Genomic DNA, 22,824 nt, shown 5'->3' with positions numbered 1-22,824 from the left:
AGGGAACCGGGGCTCCGCCCGTGGGAACCCGGGCCCCGGCCCTGGTGAACCCCGGTCGCGCCGCCCGTCCCGGAGATCCGGCCTCGTCCTTCGCGGGGTCCCCTACGGGCGCGTACGCCTGGAGTCTGACGCGGATCCAGCCGTCAGGGCTGACGACCTCTGTGGCCCGCGCCACTAACGTCATTCCCGTGACAGCCGTAATCGCTACCGAAGCCCTGAGCATGCGGTTCCCCCGGGTGACCGCGCTTGACCGGCTCACGTTGGACATCGGACCGGGTGTGACCGGTCTGGTGGGTTCCAACGGAGCCGGCAAGTCCACACTGATCAAGATCCTGCTGGGTCTCTCCCCCGCCACCGAAGGCCGGGCCGCAGTGCTCGGGCTCGATGTCGCGACCAGCGGCGCCGCCATCCGGGAGCGGGTGGGGTACATGCCCGAGCACGACTGCCTGCCGCCCGACGTCTCGGCGACCGAGTTCGTCGTGCACATGGCCCGCATGTCGGGTCTGCCGCCGACGGCGGCCCGCGAGCGCACGGCCGACACCCTGCGCCACGTCGGCCTCTACGAGGAGCGCTACCGCCCCATCGGCGGCTACTCGACCGGCATGAAGCAGCGGGTGAAGCTGGCCCAGGCCCTCGTCCACGACCCCCAGCTGGTACTCCTCGACGAGCCGACCAACGGCCTGGACCCGGTCGGCCGCGACGAGATGCTCGGCCTGATCCGCCGGATCCACACCGACTTCGGTATCTCCGTGCTGGTGACCTCGCACCTGCTGGGCGAGCTGGAACGCACCTGCGACCACGTCGTCGTCATCGACGGCGGAACCCTTCTGCGCTCCAGCTCCACCAGCGACTTCACCCAGACCACCGCGACCCTCGCGGTCGAGGTGACCGACAGCGACACCCACCCCGACGGCACCGGCGCGCTGCGCAAGGTCCTCACCGACGCGGGGGTCACCCTCATCGGCCACGACGGGATCGACACGGAGGGGCTGCCGGGCGCGGGCCACATCCTGCTGATCGAGGCGGCCGACGAGGACACGTACGACCTGGTCCGCGACAGCGTCGCCGGGCTCGGACTCGGCCTGGTCCGCATGGAACAGCGCCGCCACCACATCGCCGAGGTCTTCCGTACCGAACAGGGCGGGGCGCGCAGCACCGCCGTCCCGGCCGCCGCCGGGGCCGTACAGCAGAAGGGAAGCGGTCGCGATGAGCACTGAGACCGGGACCGCGGCCGGGCGCGACGCCTCCCGGATCCACAACATCGGCTACCGCTCCTACGACGGACCCCGGCTCGGCCGGGCCTACGCCCGCCGCTCCCTGTTCTCGCAGACGCTGCGGGGCTCCTTCGGACTGGGCCGCTCCGCCAAGTCCAAGGTGCTGCCCATGCTGCTGTTCGGCGTCATGGCGCTGGTCGCGGCGATCCTGGTGGCGGTCTCCATGGTCGCCCCGGACACCAGCAAGCTGGTGGTCGAGTACACCTCGTACGCGCTCTACCTCCAGGCCGTCATCGGCTTGTTCATCGCCGCCCAGGCACCGCAGGCGGTATCCAGGGACCTCCGTTTCAAGAGCGTCCCCCTGTACTTCTCGCGGCCGATCGAACGCGCCGACTACGTGATGGCGAAGTTCGCCGCCACCGCCACCGCGCTCTTCATCCTCACGGGCGTGCCGCTGCTCATCCTCTATGTGGGTTCTCTGCTCGCGAAGTTCGACTTCGCCGATCAGACCCTATGGTTCGGCCAGGGACTGGTGTCGGTGGCGCTGCTGTCCGTGCTGTTCGCCGGTCTCGGCCTCGTGATGGCCGCCCTGACCCCGCGGCGCGGCTTCGGCGTCGCCGCGGTGATCGCCCTCCTGACCATCACCTACGGCGCCGTCTCCACGGTCCAGGCCATCGCCTGGGAGACCGGTTCGGAAGGGTCCGTGCAGTGGCTCGGCCTGTTCTCGCCGATCACGCTGATCGACGGCGTGCAGACCGCGTTCCTCGGCGCGACCTCCGCCTTCCCCGGAGGGGAAGGCCCGGGGGCCGGGGCCGGTGTGGTCTACCTGATCGTTGTTCTCGCGCTCGTCGCCGGCTCGTACGCCGTCCTGATGCGCCGCTACCGGAGGGTCGGGCTGTGACCACCATCGAGATCGACCACACCTCGCGCTGGTTCGGCAACGTGGTCGCCGTCAACGACGTCTCCATGACCGTGGAGCCCGGCGTCACCGGACTCCTCGGCCCGAACGGCGCCGGAAAGTCCACCCTCATCAACATGATGGGCGGATTCCTCGCCCCTTCGACCGGGAAGGTCACGCTCGACGGCCGGCCGATCTGGCGCAACGAGGCCGTCTACAAGGAGATCGGCATCGTCCCGGAGCGGGAGGGGATGTACGACTTCCTCACCGGCAAGGAGTTCGTCGTCGCCAACGCCGAACTCCAGGGTTTGGGAGGCGCCGAGGCGCAGAAGGCGCTCGCCACGGTCCAGATGGAGTACGCGCAGGACCGCAAGATCTCCACGTACAGCAAGGGCATGCGCCAGCGGGTGAAGATGGCGTCCGCACTGGTCCACGAGCCCTCGGTGCTGCTCCTGGACGAGCCGTTCAACGGGATGGACCCGCGCCAGCGGATGCAGCTGATGGAACTGCTGCGGCGGATGGGGGACGAGGGGCGCACGGTCCTGTTCTCCTCCCACATCCTCGAAGAGGTCGAACAGTTGGCCTCGCACATCGAGGTGATCGTGGCGGGCCGTCACGCCGCGTCCGGTGACTTCCGGAAGATCCGCCGGCTGATGACGGACCGGCCGCACCGCTACCTCGTGCGCTCCAGCGACGACCGGGCCCTCGCGGCCGCGCTCATCGCCGATCCGTCCACGGCGGGCATCGAGATCGACGTGACCGAGAAGGCGCTGCGCATCCAGGCCGTCGACTTCGGGCGGTTCACCGAACTGCTGCCGAGGGTGGCCCGCGAGCAGGGCATCAGGCTGCTCACCGTCTCGCCGTCCGACGAGTCCCTCGAATCGGTCTTTTCCTACCTCGTAGCGGCCTGAGTAGTGGCCTGAAAGGAGCTGTGCACCGTCATGTACGACCCCACAGTCGCCCGGCTCACCTACCGGGCCCTGCTCGGCCGGCGCCGGGCCGCCATCCTGTTCGTCCTGCCCGCACTGCTGTTGCTGATCGCCGCGGCCGTGCGCATGTTCGCCGGAACCGATGACCAGGTCGCCTCGGACGTCCTCGGCGGTTTCGCCATCGCCACGATGGTGCCGCTGATCGGCGTGATCGCGGGCACCGGCGCGATCGGCCCCGAGATCGACGACGGTTCGATCGTCTATCTGCTCGCCAAGCCGGTGAAACGGCCCACGATCATCTTCACCAAGCTGATCGTGGCCATCGCGGTGACCATGGTGTTCTCGGCCTTGCCGACGCTTCTCGCGGGCCTGATCCTCAACGGCAACGGGCAGCAGGTCGCCGTCGCCTACACGATCGCGGCGCTGGTCGCCTCGATCGCGTACAGCGCCCTGTTCCTGCTGCTCGGCACGGTCAGCCGGCACGCGGTCGTCCTCGGCCTGGTCTACGCGCTGGTCTGGGAGGCCCTGTTCGGCAGTCTGGTGCCCGGTGCGCGGACGCTCAGCGTCCAGCAGTGGTCCCTGGCGGTCGCCCAGAAGGTCGCGGGCGACGGTGCGGTGACCTCGGACGTCGGCCTGCCGCTCGCCACGGTCCTGCTGGTCGCGGTCACGGTCGCCGCCACCTGGTACGCGGGCCAGAAGCTGCGGGCGCTGAAGCTCGCGGGTGAGGAGTGAGGGCCCCGGCCCGGGACTGAGGTCCACGCGCACGACGGCTCCCGCCCGGGACAGGGCGGGAGCCGTCTGTCGTACGACCGGACGAACCATGCGTGTCGTTGTGTTTATCAGGTCGTTGAACAGGGCGCGTGGAGGCAACTGGAATCCGTGACGTCGTAGCGATCGTGAAATAGGGGAATGCCGGCACCGGGTGTGGCTCAGCCCACCGGACCGGTCATCGAGTGAGTGGCAACCGTGAGCGTCCTCCACCCCTGAAGCCCGGGGTGTGGGCCGCCCTCGTCATTCCCTCGTACGAAAGGCACACCCATGCCCACGGAAGTCGCCCTGCTCGAATCGCGCGCGTTGCGCGGGGAGCAGATGGGGCGCGTCGACGTCCTCGACAAGGTGAAGAGCCTGGTCATGCTCCCGGACGGAATTCACGTTCGCACAGATGATGTGGCTCGTTACTTCGAAGTATCCACAAGGGCGGTCAGGAGGCTGACCGACCGGCATCAGGAGGAGTTCACCGAGAACGGGATGCGCGTGCTGCGCGGCTCTGACCTGCGATCCTTCCATAGCGACATGATGTCGCTATGGGACCGTGACGGGGTGGAAAGTTATCCACAGGCGGCCACGCAGCTGCGGCTCCACACCCGCCGCACCGTCCTCAACATCGCCATGCTTCTTCGCGACAGCGACATCGCCCGATGCGTGCGTGCGTACCTCCTCGACGCCGAGGAGTCGCTGCGCACGCAGTACGCCTCCCTCGACCGGCGCGTCACGCGCATCGAGAGCTGCCTCACCGGAGTCGGCAGTGCGCTGCAGGAGCTGGGGCCGGTGCTGGTGCGGATGTCGGAGCGGCTCGACAGTCTGGACCGCAAGGTGGAGATGACGCACCAGGTGGTCGGGGCGATGAGCCTGCGGCTGACGGATGTGCGGCAGGACGTCGTGCGCCTGGACGGACGGCTGGACTCCTTCGCCCGGCAGCTGAAGGATCTGCGCCGCCGTAGCGGGCAGCGCTGAGACCGGCGGCCCGGGACCGTGGGAAACGGTGCCGGGCCGCTGTCGCGCTGCCAGGTGGGCGTCCTACTGCACGGGCGCCGAGCGGAGCAGTTCCTCCAGCACCACCGCGATGCCGTCGTCCTCGTTGGACGCCGTGATCTCGTGGGCGACGGCCTTGAGGTCGTCGTGGGCGTTGGCCATGGCCACGCCGTGGTGGGCCCAGCCGAACATGGGGATGTCGTTCGGCATGTCGCCGAAGGCGATCGTGTCGGCCGCCTTCACGCCGAGCCGGCGGGCGGCCAGCGAGAGGCCGGTCGCCTTGCTCAGGCCCAGCGGCAGGATCTCGACCACGCCGGCCCCGGCCATGACCACGTCGACCAGGCTGCCGACCGCCGCCCGCGCGGCGAAGGCCAGCGCGTCGTCGTCCAGCTCCGGGTGCTGTATGTAGACCTTGTTGAGGGGGGCGGTCCACATCTCGGTGGCGTCGTCCACGAAGAGGTACGGGAGCGGCCCCTCCTGCACCCGGTAGCCGGGGCCCACCAGCACCTCGCCGTCGAGTCCGTCGCGGCTGGCCGCCAGGTGCAGCGGGCCGACCTCCGCCTCGATCTTGGACAGCGCGAGACCGGCGAGCTGCCGGTCCAGGGTCAGCGAGGTCAGCAGCTTGTGCTCGCCCGCGTGGTAGACCTGCGCGCCCTGACCGCAGACCGCGAGCCCCTCGTAACCGAGGTCGTCCAGGATGTGCCGGGTCCAGGGGACCGCACGTCCGGTGACGATGATGTGCGCGGCGCCGGCCGCCGTGGCGGCGGCCAGAGCCTCGCGGGTGCGCTCGGAGACCGTGTCGTCCCCGCGCAGCAGGGTGCCGTCGAGGTCGGTCGCGACGAGCTTGTAGGGGAAGGTCACTTGGCGACCGGTTCCAGGACCTCGCGCCCGCCCAGGTACGGGCGGAGCATCTCGGGCACCCGGACCGAACCGTCGGGAAGCTGGTGGTTCTCCAGGATCGCCACGATCGTGCGCGGTACGGCGCAGAGCGTGCCGTTCAGCGTGGCCAGCGGCTGGACCTTCTTGCCCTCGCGCATCCGGACGGACAGGCGGCGGGCCTGGAAGCCGTCGCAGTTCGACGCGGAGGTGAGCTCGCGGTACTTGCCCTGGGTCGGGATCCACGCCTCGCAGTCGAACTTCCGCGAGGCGGAGGAGCCGAGGTCACCGGTGGCGACGTCGATCACCTGGAAGGGCAGTTCGAGGGCGGAGAGCCACTGCTTCTCCCAGTCGAGGAGCCTGCGGTGCTCGGCCTCGGCGTCCGCCGGGTCGACGTACGAGAACATCTCGACCTTGTCGAACTGGTGGACGCGGAAGATGCCGCGGGTGTCCTTGCCGTACGTGCCGGCCTCGCGGCGGAAGCACGGGGAGAACCCGGCGTACCGCAGGGGCAGCTTGTCGGCGTCGATGATCTCGTCCATGTGGTACGCGGCGAGGGGGACCTCGGAGGTGCCGACCAGGTAGTAGTCGTCCTTCTCCAGGTGGTACACGTTCTCCGAGGCCTGGCCGAGGAAGCCGGTGCCCTCCATGGCGCGGGGGCGGACCAGCGCCGGGGTGAGCATCGGGATGAAGCCGGCCTCGGTGGCCTGGGCGATCGCCGCGTTGACGAGGGCGAGCTCCAGGAGCGCGCCGATGCCCGTGAGGTAGTAGAACCGCGAGCCGGAGACCTTGGCCCCGCGCTCCATGTCGATGGCGCCGAGCGCCTCGCCGATCTCCAGGTGGTCCTTGGGTTCGAAGCCCTCGGCGCCGAAGTCCCGGATGGTGCCGTGGGTCTCCAGGACGACGAAGTCCTCCTCGCCGCCGACCGGCACGTCCTCGTGGACGATGTTGCCGAGCTGGAGCAGGAGCCGCTTGGCGTCCGCGTCGGCCTCGTCCTGGGCGGCGTCGGCCGCCCTGACGCCGGCCTTGAGCTGTTCGGCCTTCTTGAGGAGCTCGGTGCGCTCCTCGGGGGTGGCCTTGGGGATCAGCTTGCCGAGGGACTTCTGTTCAGCACGGAGTTCGTCGAAGCGGACGCCGGACGACCTGCGCAGCTCGTCGGCGGAGAGCAGGGCGTCGACGAGGTCGACGTCCTCTCCACGGGCGCGCTGGGAGGCGCGAACACGGTCGGGGTCCTCACGGAGCAGGCGAAGGTCAATCACCCCTCCAGGCTACCGGTGCGCGGTTCTCGCACTCGAACCGATATTGCCGAGCGTGTCACTTTGACCGAATTGCCGGAATTGATATTTCTGAGGAGGAATCTCTGGCGGCGTGGAAGTCGACGTTGATGCCGACGCCCATGTCGATGCCTTGTTGGAGGAGGGGGGCGTCAATAACGGTGGTCAACTCCCCTGAACAGGGCAGAAGGTGTGGCCCGCCTTGACATGCCCGCCTTGGGTGGGGCGGGAGTTGGGGGCGGATCGGTCGCCGTTGTCCACAGGAGGGTCCGGGTGGGAATAGTTATCCACAGGCTGTGTGGAAGTTCTGTGGATGCTGGAGGGTGTACTTCCGGAACTCGGACGAAGCCCCGTGGAATCCCCACCCAAACCCGTTCCACGTGCTCGTTCGGGTGGGAATTCATCGCCCTAAAGTGTTGATCAAGGGAATTGGGGCGACACGGGCGCCTCGTGCCGCCTGGCGCCTCTGTGGACGGCTCTGGGGTGACTGGGTTGATTTGTCGACGATGTCGCATGAGAGTGTCGACTTGTCCCCAGGTCGAGAGCCCTCCTGTGGATAACTCCCCGGAGTGCGTGACTATCTGTAGATCGCACCGCCGCGGAGCGCGCAAAGGGGGCCGCCCAGGGGCCTTCGCGCCGGGGCTTCTCCGGCCCTTCCGTCAGATCCGGCCGTCCTGGCTGCGCGCCAGCCAGTCGGCGGCTTCCATGAACGCCGCGTCCGACGTGCCCGCCCGCAGCGGCCGCACCTCGTCCGGGGAGACGCCGGCCCGCGGGTACGAGCCGAGGAACCGCACCTTCGGGCTGATCCGCTTCAGCCCCATCAGGGCCTCCCCGACCCGCCGGTCCGCGATGTGTCCCTCGGCGTCCACGGCGAAGCAGTAGTTGCCGATGCCCTCGCCTGTCGGGCGGGACTGGATCAGCATCAGGTTGACGCCGCGTACCGCGAACTCCTGGAGCAGCTCCAGGAGGGCGCCGGGGTGGTCGTCGCCCAGCCGGATCACCACGGAGGTCTTGTCCGCGCCGGTCGGTGCGGAGGGCCGGGCGGGCCGGCCCACCAGGACGAAGCGCGTCTGGGCGTTCTCCGCGTCGTGGATCTCCGTCACCAGCGGCTCCAGGCCGTAGGTCGCGGCGGCGAACTCCCCGGCGAACGCGGCGTCGTACCGCCCCTCCTGGACCAGCCGGGCCCCGTCCGCGTTGGACGCCGCCGACTCCCACAGGGCCCCCGGGAGGTGGGCCGCCATCCAGTTGCGCACCTGCGGCTGGGCGGCCGGGTGCGCGGTGACCGTCTTGATGTCCGACAGCTTGGTCCCGGGCCGTACCAGCAGCGCGAAGGTGATGGAGAGCAGCACCTCGCGGTAGATCATCAGCGGTTCCCCGCCGGCCAGCTCGTCCAGCGTCGCGGTGATGCCGCCCTCGACGGAGTTCTCGATCGGCACGAGAGCCGCCGCCGCCTCACCGCTGCGTACGGCGTCCAGGGCGGCCGGCACGGACACCATCGGGACGAGTTCCCGGGTGGCGGCCTCCGGGAGTGTGCGTAGAGCGACCTCGGTGAAGGTGCCTTCGGGACCGAGATAGGCGTACCGCGTGGCTGACATACGGTCACCCTAATGCGCCCCGCGACGCCTGCCGCGCTGTCTCAGAATACGGTCGGGCGGCTCCGGCAGCCTGTGCCCCGAGCACGCCGGCCGGCCGCTCGGCCCCCTACGACTCCAGCAGCCGCTGTCCCACGTACTCGCCCTCCGCCGCCCCGCCCGGGACCGCGAACACCCCGCTCGCCTCGTGCCGGAGGAACGGCGACAGCGCGTCGCCCCGGTCGAGCTTGCGCTGCACCGGTACGAAACCGCGGAACGGGTCCGCCTGCCAGCAGATGAAGAGGAGCCCGGCGTCCGGAGTGCCGTCCTCCGCGATGCCGTCGTGGTACGAGAACGGGCGGCGCAGCATGGCGGCCCCGCCGTTCTTCTCGGGCGAGGAGATCCGGGCGTGGGCGTTGTCAGGGATCACGAGCCTGCCGTCCGGGCCGGCCTTGTCGAGGTCCATCTCCGTGGTCTCGGTCCCTCCGCTCAGCGGCGCCCCGTCCGCCTTGCGCCGCCCGATGACCCGCTCCTGGCGTTCCACCGGAAGCTTCTCCCAGTCGTCCAGAAGCATCCTGATCCGGCGGACGACGGCGTACGAACCGCCCTCCATCCACTCCTGCGGCTTCCCGGGGGAGGCGGGGACGAAGACGCGCCGGTCGAAGTCCTCGTCGTCCCGCTTCGGGTTTCCGGTCCCGTCGATCTGGCCCATCAGATTGCGGGCGGTCATCGGGCGGGCGGTCGCGCCGGGTGTGCGGTTGAAGCCGTTCATCTGCCACCGCACCCGTGCCGTGCCCACGGCTTCCTTCTGGAGGGCCCGCAGCGCGTGGAAGGCGACCAGCGCGTCGTCCGCGCCGATCTGCGCCCAGAGGTCGCCGTTCGACCGCTCGGCGTCGAGGGCGTCGGCGGAGAACGCGGGCAGCGGGTCGAGCGCGGCGGGCAGCCGGGCGGTCAGACCGGTGCGCGCGAAGAACGTACGGCCGAAGCCGAAGGTGACGGTCAGGGACGACGGCCCCGCGTCGAGGGCGATCCCGGTGTCGTGCCCGGGGCCGTCCGGCCCGCCCGCCGCGGGGCGGCCCGCCATCAGCTCCTTCGCCACCGCGGACCAGCGCCGCAGCAGCGCGGCCGCCTCCTTGCGCCCGGCGCCCGCCGCCAGGTCGAAGGCGACGAGGTGGCCCCGGGCCTGAAGCGGAGTGGTGATCCCCGGTTGATGTTTCCCGTGAAACATCGCCTCGGTCGCCCCGACGGTCGTCAGCGCGGCCGTCTCCTCGGGGCGGGTGGCGGCGTATCCGGCGGCCCCGGCCCCGGCTCCCAGCACCAGCCCGGTGGCGCCCGCCGCGCCCGCCGTGCCCAGCAGCCGTCGCCGCGATACGCCGGTACCGCCGGTGCGGTCGTCGCCCGGAGAGCCGGTGGTGGCGGTTGTGTCCGGGGTCTGCTTCTTGGTCTTGCTCACCGTGCTCAGCCGATCTTCGCGTTCTTGTCGATGGTGACCTGGTCGATGTCCGACGTCCGAACGGTCACGTCGACCTTCCAGTCCCCGGCCATCGGAATCTGTACACCGCTCGCCGTCCAGTGCCCCTCGGCCAGCCGGTCCGGGACGACCGGCAGCGGGCCGATGTCCTTCGACTTCAGAGTGAGGGCCAGCTTCAGCTCGGGGACGTCCATCGGCTCGCCGTCGCTGCCGTCGATCCACACATGCAGATCGTTGGATCCGGTGCGGCCGGGGTCGATGTCGATGCGGACGGTGCCCTTGCCGTTCTCGCCGCCGGTGTCGAACGGCATGCTCAGGTTGACCGGGCCGCCGGCGGCGGGGGCGGTGGCCGCCGTGGCGCCGCCCGCGGCCTCCTCCTCCGTACGGCCCGGCTCGGTGGACGTCAGCATGGTGGTGACGGCCAGCAGGACGACGGCGACGGCGGCTTCGGCCAGGACCGAGCGGCGCAGCCCGGAGCGCTCCGGGTCGGCGTCCCGTATCCGCTTCTTCTTCGTCGCGGTCAGGACGGCCCGCTGACGGGCCAGTTGTGCGGCGCGCTCGGGGGCGACGTCGTCGGAAGCCTCCGCCGGCGCGGCCGGGGCGGCATTCTCCGGCTCGGGCGCGGCGGCCTCCTCTTCCTCCTCGGCTCCGGAGGAGGCGACGGCGCTGTCCGTCAGCCGTCCCGTCCAGCGCCGGGAGAACCAGGCGACGGCGAGCAGGACGGCGATCAGCGCCACCTTCAGGATCAGCAGCTGGCCGTAGCGCGTCCCGGTCAGCGCCGACCAGGAGCCGACCTGTCGCCAGGACTGGTAGATCCCGGTCGCCGCCAGGACCACGACACTGCCGAACGCGACCGCGGAGAAGCGCCGGACCGCGGCGCTCCCGATGTCCGGCGTCCGGTACAGCGCCACCAGGAGCGAGGCGAGCCCGCCGAGCCACGCGGCGACGGCCAGCAGGTGCGCCACGTCCACGGGCATGGCGATGCTCGTCTGGATGCCGGTCGAGGCGTGTTCGGACATCGCCCAGGTGGCGGCGATGCCCGCCGCGACCACCCCGCCCCCGACGGCGAGGCCGAAGGTGAGGTCCTTCTTCTCCTGCTCGTCCTCGCGCCTGGCGTACGTGCCGAAGAGCACGGCGATGAACAGGGCGGCGGCCCCGAGCAGCAGCAGCCGGGAGACGAGGGCGGCGCCGGGCTTGGTGTCCAGGACGGACTGGAGGCCGGCGAGGTCGAAGGCGTCGGCGAACTTCCCGCTGCCGGTGTACGGGTTGCGCAGCAGCAGCATGACCAGGGTCGCCGCGGTCAGCGTGAGCCAGCCCCGGACCACGAGCCGCTGCATCGGCAGGGCGGTCGCGCCGCGCCGCCAGCAGACCAGGACGAACGCGCTGCCGCCGACGAGCAGCACGAATCCGCCGTACGCGGCGTAGCGCGCGATGTCGTAGACGACGCCGACCGGGCCGCCGCCCGCCTCCTGGGAGGGCAGGGCCACCGTGGTCTCGGACGGGGCGCCGATGGAGAACGTGAACGCGCCGGAGATCGGGTGGCTGTCGGCGGAGATCGCCTGCCAGGCCACCGTGTAGGTGCCGTCCGGCAGGCCGGAGTGGAGCGCGACGCCGTAGCGGACGGTGCCGCTCCCGGAGAGATCGCGCGGCTCGGCTTCGGTGTCGGCGCGCTTGCCGCTGGGGTCGAGGACCCGGATGGAGTCGTCGCCCACGGCGATGGCCTCGGAGAAGCTGAGGGTGACCTCCTTGGGCGCGGTGTCCACCACCACCCCGTCCTGCGGGTCGCTCCCGGTGAGGGCGGCGTGCGCGGACGCCGGGCCCGCGCCGGCCAGCAGCAGCCCGAAGACCAGGCTGACCAGCGCGGCGAGAAGCGCGGCGACGGCGACGGGCCGTCGTATCGGGGACGGTCCGGTGTACGGGGCGGTGGCAGACATCGGTTCAGTCCCTCACTGCTTCTTCGGGTTGTGGGTGGTTTCCTTCACCGGCAGGTCGACCGTGATGGGGCCGGCCTTCTCGAAGTGCAGCTCGACGGGGACCTTCTCGCCCTGCTGGGGCTTCTGCTTGAGCTTCATGAACATGATGTGGTTGCCACCGCGTTCGAGATCGAGCTCGCCGTTCGCGGGCACCTCGAACGAGGAGACCTCGCGCATCTTCTGGTTCTTCGTCTCGTGGATCGTGACGTCGTCGGAGAGCGGACTGGTCACCGAGGTGAGCCGGTCCCCGGCGCCGCCGCTGTTCTGGACGACGAGGAAACCGGCGGCCATGTCGCTGACGGGCTGCGGCAGATACGCCCCGACGACCTTCAGGTCGGGCTTCGCGCTGTCCGACGAGCACCCGGCCAGCGTCAGCCCCGTGGCGAGGGCCAGGGCGCCGGAGAGGGCCGCGCGACGGTTCACGGAGCCTCCCCCTTGAGCAGCTTGGGGAGGTCCTTCGTGTACTCCTCGGCGGTGGTGTCCTCGCCGTAGAGGACATACCCCTTGTCCGTCTTCGGGGAGAAGGCGATGACCTGGGCGCCGTGCATCGAGACGACGGTCCCGTCCTTCTCCTTCTTCGGCGCGTCGATGCCGATGCCGATCTGCCGCGCCCCGGCCTGGATGGTCGGGAAGTCGCCGGTGAGGCCGGTGAAGGAGGGGTCCTGGGCGGAGAGCCACTTGCCGAGCGAGGCGGGGGTGTCGCGCTCGGGGTCGGTGGTGACGAAGACGACCTGGAGCTTCTCCTGGTCGGCCTTGGGCAGCTCCCGCTTGGCGAGGGAGATGTTGCTCATGGTCAGCGGGCAGACGTCGGGGCAGTTGGTGTAGCCGAAGTAGATGAGTGTCGGCTTGCCCTTGGTGGCCTCGCGGAGGTCGTACTCCTTGCCGTGGGTGTCGGTGAGGACCAGGTTCGGCTTGGTGAACGGCTGGTCGAGGACGGTCGCGGCCTTGTTCTTCGGCGCGGCGCTGACGTCGGCGATGGACGAGGACTCCGCCTTGTCGTCGGCGGTGCCGCAGGCGGAGAGGGCCAGTGCGGCCGCGGCGGCGAACGCCACGGCCGTCACTGCTTTTGCTTTGCGCATGGGATGGGGTGTCCTGAACGTGGTGCGGGTGAGGGAACCGGCCGGTCAGGCCGAGCGGCGACGTCCGGCGAGCACACCGAACGCGATGCCCCCGATGCCGATGACGATGCCGATGATGCCCAGCGTGCGGGCGGTGGTGTCGCTGGAGGAGGAGGACGCGGCGGTGCTGCTCTCCTTGGCCGACGCGTCCGTGTCGGCGGCCTTGTGGTCGTCGGTCTTCGTGGCGTCGTCCGCGCCGCCGTGGTGGTCCTCGGCGGCGGCGGTCAGCTTCAGCACGGGGGCCGGGCTGTCGGGCTCCTCGCCGCCGGCCGTGGGCTCCTCGATCCAGCGGACGACTTCCTTGTTGTCGTACGTCTGGATCGCCTTGAAGACGAGCTGGTCGGCGTTGTCGGGAAGCGCGCCGACGGAGACCGGGAACTGCTGGAAGTAGCCGGGGGCGATCTCGCCCTCGTCCGCGGTCCAGGTCACCTTGGAGACCGCCTCGGTGATCTTCTTGCCGTGCACCTCAAGAGGCTTGTCGAGCGTGCTCTTGTCGATCTCGATCTTCCAGCCGGGGACGGCCTGCGGGGTGACGGACGACAGCGGGTGGTCGGCCGGGAAGTTGACTTCGAGCTTCACGGTCGAGGCCTGGTCGCGCTCGTTGGGGACCTTGAAGTTGAGCGTGGCGTATCCGCCCTTGGCGGCCTCGCCGACCGGCTGGACGCTGACGTGGGCGGCGGCCGGGCCGGCGATCAGCAGGACGGTGGACGCGGCGACGCCGCCGGCGAGGGCGATACGGGAAAGCTTCATGGCAGGAATCTCCACAGGGGAAACGGAACACGGTGGTCCGGCGCGCGGGTGCGCGGCGGCATCACGACACCTCGTGGTCCGGTTCCGTGGGCGTGCGTGCACAGGGACGTGCACGGACGGGCCCCGCTGGGTCGGTGGAGGCGTCGCGTCAGGCTGCGAGGGCGTACGGGGCCGGAGGCCCGCGCCTGATCACCAGGTGCTGCAGAGGATCCCCGACGGCCGGTACGGGCACCTCGTCGGAGTGACGCGGAACGCGCGGTCCGGCCGTGAGCTGCCCGCGCGCCCCGGCCCGCAGTGCGCGGACGAGGGCGAGCGCGGCCCGCAGGGACCGCAGCCGGGCCCCGGCCGCCAGGGCCTGGGCGCTGTGGGCGGAGAGCCGGGCCAGTTCGAAGAGGGCGATCTCGCCGCGCCGCAGCAGCCAGCCGGTGGCGAGCGCGACGAGGACGTGAGCCAGGAACATCGGCAGGCTCGGCAGCAGCGCGGACACCGCGGCGCAGACCTGCGCGATGCCGGAGGCGCCGTCCGGGGCCGCCGGCGCGAGGGTCCCGACCGCTCCGGCCCCGCCGTCCGCGAGATGACCGTGGGCGCCCGCGAGCGTCGACGGGTCGATGCCGGCGGAGGAGACGATGCGGTGGGCGTCGGCCGCGTTCAGCTGCTCCGGTCCGGCACCGCAGACGAGACCGGCGGCGAACCGGATGAGCGGGTTGTCGCCGCCCGTGGGCGCGGCGGCCGGCGCACTGGCGTGGCTGCCGTACGCGAAGAGCACGTGCAGGAGGATCTGCCCGCCGGCCAGCGCGCCCACGATCGACGGAAGGGAACGTTCCCGTCCGGCGAGGACCGTGGCGACGGCGAGGACGCCGAGGAATCCGGCGAGCAGGGTCCACGCGGGGACGGCCACTCCGGCGGCGAGCGCGTGTCCGGCCGCGGACAGCACGACGCAGGCCGCGGTGAACACCGCGGCCCTCATGAGCCGCAGACCGGCTCCGGCGTGTGCGAGAGGCGTGGACATGGCCGGGACATCATCGCACTGCACCCCCCTCTGCCGTACGGCAGGTCCGGAAGATCAGACTCCGTCCCCAACCGTGCTTGTTGCGTCTGTTCGTGGGGGATGTACGGACCGGGGGCGCGCCCCGAGTCACCGGACGGACCCGCGGTGACCTGGTGCCGGGCGGGTCCATACACCGGGCGGCCGAATATCCACATCCGCCGAATGAGGGCTCCTTCACCCGATCCGTGCTTACGAAGTGTCGAGTGCGGCAATACGTATCGATACGTCGAGCCGCAGCCAGGAGGCTGAAAGATGAGCATCTGGTGGTCTCTCCATTTGCGGCGCGAAGCTGCGAGCGTCCCGCTCGCCCGTCGTTTTCTGCTCGGCACCATGGAAACCGCAGGGGTGGATCCGGACATCTCCTTCGACCTGTCGCTCGCGCTCAGCGAGGCCTGTGCGAACGCCGTCGAACACGGCGGCGACCGCACGGCTCTCGGGGAGCCGGGGGATTCCGGGTACGGACGCCCCGCCGCGGACTCCGGGCAGTACCGGGTCACGGCCTATCTGGACGGCGAGAAATGCCGTATCGAGGTCAGCGACTCGGGGCCGGGCTTTCCCGCCCGGCGCGCGCTTCGCCCAGCCGCGCATTCCGAACAGCATCCGCAGCACCCGCAGCACCCGCTCCCCCCGGGGGACGCCGAAGCCGAGAGCGGCAGGGGTCTCGACCTCATCCAGCAGCTCTCGGACCACGTCCAGTTCGGCAACCGGCCGGGCCACGGCGCGGTGGTGCGCTTCGACAAGGTCCTGAAATGGCGCGAGGGCGCGCTGCTCACGGTCTAGTGAGCGGCACGCCCTCCCGGGAGGTACGGCGGTGGGTCAGGCCTTCAGCCGGGCCATCCAGGCCTCGACCTCGTCCGCCTGGCGGGGCAGCGTGTCGGAGAGGTTCCGGTTGCCGTCCTCGGTGACGAGGATGTCGTCCTCGATCCGGACGCCGATGCCCCGGTACTCCTCCGGCACGGTCAGGTCGTCGGCCTGGAAGTACAGGCCCGGCTCCACGGTCAGGCAGACACCCGGCTCCAGGACGCCGTCCACGTACGCCTCGGTGCGTGCGACGGCGCAGTCGTGGACGTCCATGCCGAGCATGTGGCCCGTGCCGTGGAGGGTCCAGCGGCGCTGGAGGCCGAGCTCCAGGACCTTGTCCACGTCCAGGTCGCCGAGCAGGCCCCACGCGATGAGCTTCTCGGCGAGGACGCGCTGCGAGGCGTCGTGGAAGTCGCGGAAGGTGGCGCCGGGCTTCACGGCGGCGATGCCCGCCTCCTGGGCCTCGTACACCGCGTCGTAGATCGTGCGCTGGAGCGGCGAGAACGTGCCGTTGATCGGCAGGGTGCGCGTCACGTCGGCGGTGTAGAGGTCGTTGGTCTCCACGCCGGCGTCCAGGAGCAGCAGCTCGCCGGCGCGCACGTCGCCGTCGTTGCGGACCCAGTGCAGGGTGGTGGCGTGCGGGCCGGCGGCGCAGATCGAGGCGTAGCCGATGTCGTTGCCCTCAATGCGGGCGCGCAGGAAGAACGTGCCCTCGATGAAGCGCTCGCTGGTCGCCTCGGCCTTGTCCAGGCTCTTCACGACGTCCTCGAAGCCGCGCGCGGTGGCGTCGCACGCCTTCTGCAGCTCGGCGATCTCGAAGGCGTCCTTCACCAGACGGGCCTCGGAGAGGTAGACGCGCAGCTCCTCGTCGCGCTCCGCGGTGACCTTGTCGGTGAGGGCCGCCTCGACGGACGCGTCGTGCCCGCGCACATTGCGGACCGGGCCGGTGGCCTCGGTCAGCGCGGCGGGCAGCTCGCGGACGTCCTTCGCGGGGATGTTCAGCAGCTGCTCGGCCTCGGAGAGGGAGTTCCGCCGGCCGACCCACAGCTCGCCCTGGCCGTCGAGCCAGAACTCGCCGTTCTCCCGGTTGGAGCGCGGCAGCAGGTACAGGGTCGCCTCGTGGCCGCCGCCCTTCGGCTCCAGGACGAGCACGCCGTCCTGGGTCTGGTCACCGGTGAGGTACGCGTACTCGGTGGAGGCGCGGAAGGCGTACTCGGTGTCGTTGGAGCGGGTCTTCAGGTTGCCCGCGGGGATGACCAGACGCTCGCCGGGGAAGCGGGCGGAGAGCGCGGCGCGCCGGGCGGCGGTGTGCTCGGCCTGGGCGATCGGCTGGAGGTCGTGCAGTTCCGTGTCGGCCCAGCCCGACTTCATGTTGTCGGCGAGCTCGTCGGAGACGCCCGGGTACAGGCCGTTCTTCCGCTGCTTGACCGTTTCCTCTGCTTCGTTCTCCTCGGTCTCCTGCTCCGGGTTCTCCGGGATGAGCTCCTCAGACACGATTTGTCTCTCCTTGAGTACGACACTGGACCATCGTCCATCGTACGGGCGTACGGAAGGGGGCCCAGGGCCGAAGGGCCTGTTACCGGAGAGGCCGTCGACGGATCAGTCGAGGGGCCGGCGGTCCGGCGTGGGCGGTCGCTCGACGTGGGCGGTCACCCCGAAGCGGGCGGTCGCTCGACGTGGGCGGTCAGTCGAAGTGGGCGGCGAGGATCACGACGTCCTCGGCGGAGTCACTCCGGTCGAGACCGTCGGGAAGCATCGTGCGCAGGACGTGGTCGGCGACGGCCGCCGGATCGTGCCGGTCCGACTTCGGTACGGAGGCGGCGGCGGAGTGCAGCCGGGCGAAGGCGCGGTCCATCGCGTCCCCGGTGCGGCGCAGCAGCCCGTCCGTGTAGAGCAGCACCGTTTCGCCGGGCGCCGGGCTGAACTCCACGCTCGGCGCCTCCCAGCAGGCGAGCATCCCCAGCGGGGCGGAGAGCGTGGTCTCGACGAACTCGCAGCGTCGCTCGCCGAGCACCAGGGGCGGGGTGTGCCCGGCCCCGGCCAGCACGACCTTGCGGGCGGCGGGCTCGCAGTAGGCGAAGAGGGCGGTCGCGGTCCGCGCGGGTTCGGTGAGCCGCAGCAGCAGTTCCAGGTCGGAGAGGACGGCGACGGGGTCCTCGCCCTCCATCACGGCGTACGCCCGCAGGCTGGCGCGCAGCCGGCCCATGGCGGCCATGGCGCTCGGCCCGGACCCGCCCACGGAGCCGACGGCGAGGCCGAGGGTGCGGTCGGGCAGTGGCAGCGCGTCGTACCAGTCGCCGCCGCCCCGGGGGCCGGTGCGGTGCCGGGCGGCGAGCTGGACGCCGGGGATCCGGGGCAGCCGGCTGGGGAGCAGTTCCTCCGCGACGGCGGCGACGTCCGCGCGGGCGCGCTCCAGCTCGATCAGGCGCGCCAGGTGCTCGGTGGCGTAGCGCGCGTAGAGGCCGGCGAGGTGGCGCTGCTTCTGTGCGGGCTCGGCCGGTTCGTCATAGAGCCAGGCGGCCGCGCCGAGGCGACCGGCCGCCTCGGAGGCGAGCGGGAGGGCATAGCTGGCGGCGTAGCCGAGCCGGGCGGCGACCTCGCGGTGCCGGGGATCCAGATCCTTCTCGGCGAGCAGGTCGGGGCTGACGACCCCGGCTGCGGTGTCCGGCAGCCCGTCGAGGACGCGGCCGAGCGCGGTGGCCGCGCGCGGCACGGTCTCGATGTGGCCGAGCTCGGCGTGGCTGAGCCCGAGGCCGAGGGTGGCGGAGGGGCCTTCGCCGTTCGCCGGTTCCAGAACGAGAAGCCCGCGGCGGGCTCCGACGAGGGCGGCTCCGGCGTGCAGCAGCTCGTTCAGGGCGTCGTCGAGCGTGTTCGTACCGGCCAGCCGCTCGGTGAGTTCGTGCAGCGTCGTGAGGTCCGAGACCCAGCCCGCGAGCCGGTCCTGGATGAAGGCTCCGGGCGGCCCCGGGATCTCCGTCAGGGGAGCGGGAGTGTGCGTTGAAACCGGAACGTCTGGATCGATTCCAGCCACTTTCGGCAGGTGTGGGGCGCTCATGGCAGCCAGCTTTCCGACCGGTGTGATTCGTCGAATAGCATCGCAAACCCCCATGTGATTCTGCGCCACTATCAATGCATCCACATGTACACGCACAAGTAACCCGATGTCCAGCATTGTCCCTTCAGGGGCCGGGCGATTCGTGCTCTCCCAGTGTCGGTCAACTTGGCTGAAAATTGCACCCTATGGACGCTATTTGCGATCGACTGGGGCTGCTCAACAGGAGTACCTCCGGGGTCAAGTCGCCGGAGGAGCGTCATTCCGGGCATGCTGGGTACGTAGACGGTGATGCGCGGGTGCGGTTGTGATCGCCCAGGAACCCGGCAGCGGGTTCGGGCGTCCTTACCCGTGAACGTGACGCCCCGCCCCGGACGGCGGGGTTCGCACGAGGGACGGCAGGCGAGGCGCAGGCCGCCCTCGCCCAGCGATCGCCGGCCCGGCTCGACCCGCTCGGTTCGACCCGTACGACTCTGCCAGGGCAGCACGACTCCGCTCGGTCAGTTCGGCCCCGTTCGGTTCGACTCCGCTCGACTCTGCTCGGTTCGGCTCTGTTCCACCCCAGATCGGTTCTATTCGGACCGGTTCCACTCGGCTCGGCTCGGCTCACGCTCGGTATCGACGGCACGCCCGTACCGCAGAACTGATGAGCACGTACGCACAGCGAAGAGATACGCACGTGGTGTCACACACGCGTGGTGTCATGTGGACTCGGCGTTCAACGGAAAGGAACGAGCGCTCATGCGCGAGATCCTCGGAAGGCGACGCAGGCTCCGGCTCCGGCGCAAGGAGGGGGCCGCCCGGCTCGACGCGGCCCTGACCTGCGCCACCGTATGGCAATGGCCCGTGCTCCCCGGAGTGGGGACGGCGCAGGCCGGCCCGCGCGGCGAGAGCGGCGGCCTCGGCTGCGCCTGCCCCGAACCCGACTGCGCCGTACCGGGCGCACACCCCTTCGACCCCGGCCTGCTGGCGGCCACCACGGACGAGCGCATGGTGCGCTGGTGGTGGACCCACCGCCCCACCGCCCCCGTGATGCTGGCGACCGGTGGGCACGCGCCCTGCGCGGTGAGCCTGCCCGCGGTGGCCGGCGCCAGAGCGCTGAGCGCCCTCGACGTCCTGGGGATGCGGCTGGGCCCTGTCGTGGCGACGCCCACCCGGTGGTCGCTGCTGGTGGCCCCGTACACCCTGGAACGGCTGGGCGAACTGCTGTACGCGAAGGACTGGGTTCCCAGCTCGCTCCGGTTCCACGGTGAGGGCGGCTACCTCGTCCTTCCGCCGTCCCGGACGGGCGCGGGCCAGGTCCGTTGGGAGCGGCCCCCCGCGCCGGTCGGGACCTCCGCCGCCGCCCCGGTGTCCCCCGGGCGGGCGAAGGGCGCGGTTCCCGTGGTCGCGGCGCCCTGGCTCCCGGACGTCGAAGCGGTCCTGGACGCCCTGGTCGAGGCGAGCACCGGCGCCCCGGGCGGCGGCAGTCGGCTCGCCCACTGACCCGGCCGCGGGAATGGCGGCACCCAGGAGGTGCCGGGCGCACGGTGTCCGCTCACGGTGCCCGGATCACAGTGTCCGCCTGACAAGGACCGGCTCGCAGGGGCCGGCTCGGCAGGGACCGGCTCACAAGGCCGGCTCACTCGAACGGGTGTGAGCCGGCGGGCCGGATCCCCGGCAAAAATGGGAGCCGCGCGACCGGACGGCACGCATTGCGCCGATATCGTCGCCGCGTCGCCAGGAATTCCGCGCAGCCGTCAGGGTGGGGCCATGATGAATCTCCGCATGATCGGCCTGTCCGGTTCCGTGGGCCTCACCGTTGCTCGGGATGCCGTATCGGGCGGGTGATCCGGCAGCCGGGACGAAATCGTCTGGCGGGCCGCCAGAAGGCGTGTGACCGAAGCCTTCTGATGGGCTATCCGGAGATGAATCTGCCGCTGCTCCTCCGAGCCGGACCCGCGCCGGATCCGAACGGGCGCTGGACGCAGGGGCTGACCGGGCCGACCGAAGGGGCGCCAGGGATTCCGGTGTGACGGACTCCGAAGCGGCGGGCGCGGTTTCAGGAGCGGTGCGGTCTCCGCGCCCAGGAGTGTCACAGGGTGGGGCGCAGCCGGAAACGAGAACGCCCGGTCGCTGGCGACGGGGGATGCACCAGCGACCGGGCTTCTAGAACCGTAACAAGAGATCTGCCGTTCGCAAATTCGATCTCGCCTGTAGGGACGCCGATTTACTTACGAGTACGGCGAGTTGTGACATGGGTCACTGTCTGCGGGCCCCTCTGTCGTGACTGTCAGCTGAGGGTCACCTGACGGTTGGTGAGACCGCCCCGGGCGCGGCGTTCCTCGGCGGTGAGCGGGGCGTCGGACGCGAGCGCCGTCGCCAGTCGCTCGGCGAACTCGACGGCGGGCTTCTCGCACGCCTCGGCCCCCATCGAGCTGGGCAGGTCCCAGACGGGGACCACGAGCCCGTGCGCCCGGAACGACCCGACCAGGCGGGTGTCGTCGCCGAGCGAGGAGGTGCCGGCGGCGTGCAGCCGGGCGAGCGCGTCGAGGAGCTGCTCCTCGGGGTGCGGCATGACCCAGCGCAGGTGGTTCTTCTCCGGTGTCTCGCACCAGTACGCGGCGTCGACGCCGGACAGCAGCGTCGTCGGGATCGCGGCGGCGTTCGCGCGCTCCAGGGAGGCGGACACCTCCGGCGTGGCGTTCTCCGCGTCCGGAACCCAGAACTCGAACCCGGAGTGCACGTTCGGCTCGAAAGCGGCGTCCGGGGCGAGGAGATCCTGGAGGCGCGGACCGTCGGCCGGCACGCGGCGTGCGGTGACCGGGGAGCCGGGCTCGGCCTCCAGGGCGCGCTGGAGGGTGTCCGCGAGGTCGCGGCTGAGGTCGCCGGAGGAGGTGTCGTTCTGCAGGGCGAGCAGGACGGAACCGTCGTCGCGGCGCAGTGCCGGCCAGGCCATCGGCAGGACCGTCGCGAGCGTCACCGACGGAACTCCCTCGGGCAGCCCGTCCTTGAGGGTCAGTTCGACCGTGGCGGCGGGCACCAGCTCGCGCAGCGCGACCCAGTCGCACTCGCCCGCGAGTCCCTCGAAGGGGCGGTGCACGAGCTCGGTCACGGCCTGGGCGGCGGCGCGTCCGTGACACGCCTTGTAGCGGCGGCCCGATCCGCACGGGCAGGGCTCACGGGCCCCGACGACCGGGATCTCACCGTCCTTGAGCTGCTGCTTCCCGGCCTTGGACTGAGGGCGCTTCTTGGCCATGGTGGGCATTCTCCCGATTGCGACAGTGCGGACTCGGCGCGAGCCTAGCCGCCCGGGGAGCCTCGCTCGTCCCCCGTACGGGCTCGGCCCACGTCATCCGCGCGCCGGACCCCTGTCGTTCGTGCGCTCAGCCCACGTCGTCGAAGGCCTCGGAGAGATCCAGGCCCTCGAAACCGGTCAGCCCGCCGATGCCGTGCGCGCCGATGCCGTGCGCACCGGAGCCGTTCGCGCCGATGCCGTTCGCTCCTGTGCCGTTCACATCGGAGCCGTTGCCGCCGATGCCGGGAGGCTTCTTCGAGGAGACCAGGGCCCAGACGGTGACCTCGCCGGACGAGTCGTCCCGTACGCCCCATTCCTGGGCCAGGGCACTGATGATGTTGAGGCCCCGGCCGCCGCGTGCTGTCACCGAGGGGGTGGCCGGAACCGGGCGGGTCGGGCCGCCGCCGTCCGTGACCTCCACGGTGAGCGCGCCGCTGGTGTCCACCCGCCAGGCGGCGCGGATGTCCCCGTCACCGACGTCGGTGCGCCCCAGGGGCCTGCCGTGCCGGCAGGCGTTGCTGAGGAGTTCGGAAAGGATCAGAACAGCGTCGTCGACGACCGCGTCCGACACCCCGTTGCCGCGCAACTGCTCACGCATCCGGTGTCGTGCCTGCCCCACGCCGGCAGGGCCATGAGGAATGGCCATGCTCGACGACGCGGGCACCTCTTGTGCCACCACCAACGCCACCCCCGAGACCTCCTTTGCCCCACGCCACGGGTTGGATGCCCCACTGAGCTGCACCGGAAACCGGCCAATGCACTGCCAGTGACGCACTCGTAACGATCGAACGCGCACCGAGTGCGCCGGTGCACACCCCGT

The 22,824-nt window shown here is 71.0% G+C and carries 20 protein-coding genes; 7 read left to right on the top strand and 13 right to left on the bottom strand.

Annotated features, from left to right (window positions below; all coding sequences use genetic code 11):
* Positions 1-221: 221 nt before the first annotated feature.
* The 5 genes from CR470_RS00310 (at position 222) to CR470_RS00290 (ending at position 4,775) form a co-directional block, all read left to right on the top strand.
* Positions 222-1,217 carry an ABC transporter ATP-binding protein gene (locus tag CR470_RS00310; RefSeq protein WP_097865550.1) on the top strand — a complete coding sequence of 332 codons (996 nt, stop codon included), beginning with the start codon at positions 222-224 and terminating at the stop codon, positions 1,215-1,217.
* A complete protein-coding gene (locus tag CR470_RS00305; protein ID WP_097865549.1) occupies positions 1,207-2,115 on the top strand; it encodes an ABC transporter permease in 909 nt (302 codons plus the stop codon). The genes CR470_RS00310 and CR470_RS00305 overlap by 11 nt, the downstream gene beginning before the upstream one ends.
* On the top strand, positions 2,112-3,023 hold the full coding sequence (locus CR470_RS00300; RefSeq protein ID WP_097865548.1) for an ABC transporter ATP-binding protein: 912 nt from the start codon (positions 2,112-2,114) through the stop codon (positions 3,021-3,023). The genes CR470_RS00305 and CR470_RS00300 overlap by 4 nt, the downstream gene beginning before the upstream one ends.
* Positions 3,024-3,053: 30 nt before the next feature.
* The gene (locus tag CR470_RS00295; protein WP_097865547.1) at positions 3,054-3,773 is read left to right on the top strand and encodes an ABC transporter permease; all 720 of its coding nucleotides are present in this window, start codon (positions 3,054-3,056) and stop codon (positions 3,771-3,773) included.
* Positions 3,774-4,079: 306 nt separating this feature from the next.
* Positions 4,080-4,775, top strand: a complete 696-nt coding sequence (locus CR470_RS00290; protein WP_097865546.1) for a hypothetical protein — start codon at positions 4,080-4,082, stop codon at positions 4,773-4,775.
* 63 nt (positions 4,776-4,838) lie between these two features.
* Here the strand turns inward: CR470_RS00290 and CR470_RS00285 are convergent, their stop codons facing one another.
* From CR470_RS00285 to CR470_RS00245, 9 genes are all read right to left on the bottom strand, one after another.
* Positions 4,839-5,654 (bottom strand): HAD family hydrolase, encoded by an 816-nt coding sequence (locus CR470_RS00285; RefSeq protein ID WP_097865545.1) that lies wholly within the window; start codon positions 5,652-5,654, stop codon positions 4,839-4,841.
* Positions 5,651-6,928 (bottom strand): serine--tRNA ligase, encoded by a 1,278-nt coding sequence (serS, locus tag CR470_RS00280; RefSeq protein ID WP_097865544.1) that lies wholly within the window; start codon positions 6,926-6,928, stop codon positions 5,651-5,653. Before serS ends, CR470_RS00285 begins: the two co-directional genes overlap by 4 nt.
* 674 nt (positions 6,929-7,602) lie before the next feature.
* Complete coding sequence (pheA, locus tag CR470_RS00275) at positions 7,603-8,538, bottom strand: prephenate dehydratase (RefSeq protein ID WP_097865543.1); 936 nt, start codon at positions 8,536-8,538, stop codon at positions 7,603-7,605.
* A gap of 106 nt (positions 8,539-8,644) precedes the next feature.
* Positions 8,645-9,967 carry an iron uptake transporter deferrochelatase/peroxidase subunit gene (efeB, locus tag CR470_RS00270; protein ID WP_097865542.1) on the bottom strand — a complete coding sequence of 441 codons (1,323 nt, stop codon included), beginning with the start codon at positions 9,965-9,967 and terminating at the stop codon, positions 8,645-8,647.
* 5 nt (positions 9,968-9,972) lie between these two features.
* Positions 9,973-11,919 (bottom strand): copper resistance CopC/CopD family protein, encoded by a 1,947-nt coding sequence (locus CR470_RS00265; protein WP_097865541.1) that lies wholly within the window; start codon positions 11,917-11,919, stop codon positions 9,973-9,975.
* Positions 11,920-11,931: 12 nt separating this feature from the next.
* Positions 11,932-12,381: a copper chaperone PCu(A)C gene (locus tag CR470_RS00260; protein WP_097865540.1), complete on the bottom strand. Its 450-nt coding sequence runs from the start codon at positions 12,379-12,381 to the stop codon at positions 11,932-11,934.
* Positions 12,378-13,037, bottom strand: a complete 660-nt coding sequence (locus tag CR470_RS00255) for an SCO family protein (RefSeq protein WP_097865539.1) — start codon at positions 13,035-13,037, stop codon at positions 12,378-12,380. Before CR470_RS00255 ends, CR470_RS00260 begins: the two co-directional genes overlap by 4 nt.
* Positions 13,038-13,082: 45 nt before the next feature.
* Positions 13,083-13,826 (bottom strand): YcnI family copper-binding membrane protein, encoded by a 744-nt coding sequence (locus CR470_RS00250; RefSeq protein WP_097865538.1) that lies wholly within the window; start codon positions 13,824-13,826, stop codon positions 13,083-13,085.
* 148 nt (positions 13,827-13,974) lie between these two features.
* Positions 13,975-14,835 (bottom strand): hypothetical protein, encoded by an 861-nt coding sequence (locus CR470_RS00245; protein ID WP_097865537.1) that lies wholly within the window; start codon positions 14,833-14,835, stop codon positions 13,975-13,977.
* Between the two features lie 291 nt (positions 14,836-15,126).
* Between CR470_RS00245 and CR470_RS00240 the strand changes: the two genes are divergently transcribed.
* Entirely contained in the window at positions 15,127-15,654 is a 528-nt protein-coding gene (locus CR470_RS00240; protein ID WP_097865536.1) for an ATP-binding protein, read from the top strand.
* A 36-nt stretch (positions 15,655-15,690) separates the two neighbouring features.
* Here CR470_RS00240 and CR470_RS00235 read toward each other — a convergent pair whose 3' ends face one another.
* Both CR470_RS00235 and CR470_RS00230 read right to left on the bottom strand, forming a co-directional pair.
* On the bottom strand, positions 15,691-17,169 hold the full coding sequence (locus tag CR470_RS00235; RefSeq protein ID WP_097865535.1) for an aminopeptidase P family protein: 1,479 nt from the start codon (positions 17,167-17,169) through the stop codon (positions 15,691-15,693).
* Positions 17,170-17,359: 190 nt separating this feature from the next.
* Complete coding sequence (locus tag CR470_RS00230; protein ID WP_179892069.1) at positions 17,360-18,847, bottom strand: PP2C family protein-serine/threonine phosphatase; 1,488 nt, start codon at positions 18,845-18,847, stop codon at positions 17,360-17,362.
* 621 nt (positions 18,848-19,468) lie between these two features.
* Between CR470_RS00230 and CR470_RS00225 the strand changes: the two genes are divergently transcribed.
* Positions 19,469-20,212 carry a bifunctional DNA primase/polymerase gene (locus tag CR470_RS00225; protein WP_097865533.1) on the top strand — a complete coding sequence of 248 codons (744 nt, stop codon included), beginning with the start codon at positions 19,469-19,471 and terminating at the stop codon, positions 20,210-20,212.
* A gap of 787 nt (positions 20,213-20,999) precedes the next feature.
* Here CR470_RS00225 and CR470_RS00220 read toward each other — a convergent pair.
* A complete protein-coding gene (locus CR470_RS00220) occupies positions 21,000-21,965 on the bottom strand; it encodes a DUF5926 family protein (protein WP_097865532.1) in 966 nt (321 codons plus the stop codon).
* A 127-nt stretch (positions 21,966-22,092) separates the two neighbouring features.
* Positions 22,093-22,779 carry an ATP-binding protein gene (locus CR470_RS00215; protein ID WP_097865531.1) on the bottom strand — a complete coding sequence of 229 codons (687 nt, stop codon included), beginning with the start codon at positions 22,777-22,779 and terminating at the stop codon, positions 22,093-22,095.
* Between the last annotated feature and the right edge of the window lie 45 nt (positions 22,780-22,824).

It is taken from the genome of Streptomyces sp. rh34 (genome assembly GCF_002551245.1).
Lineage (GTDB): Bacteria > Actinomycetota > Actinomycetes > Streptomycetales > Streptomycetaceae > Streptomyces.
The sequence above is the reverse complement of the archived record's forward strand: the minus strand, read 5'-3'. Positions and strand labels throughout refer to the sequence as shown.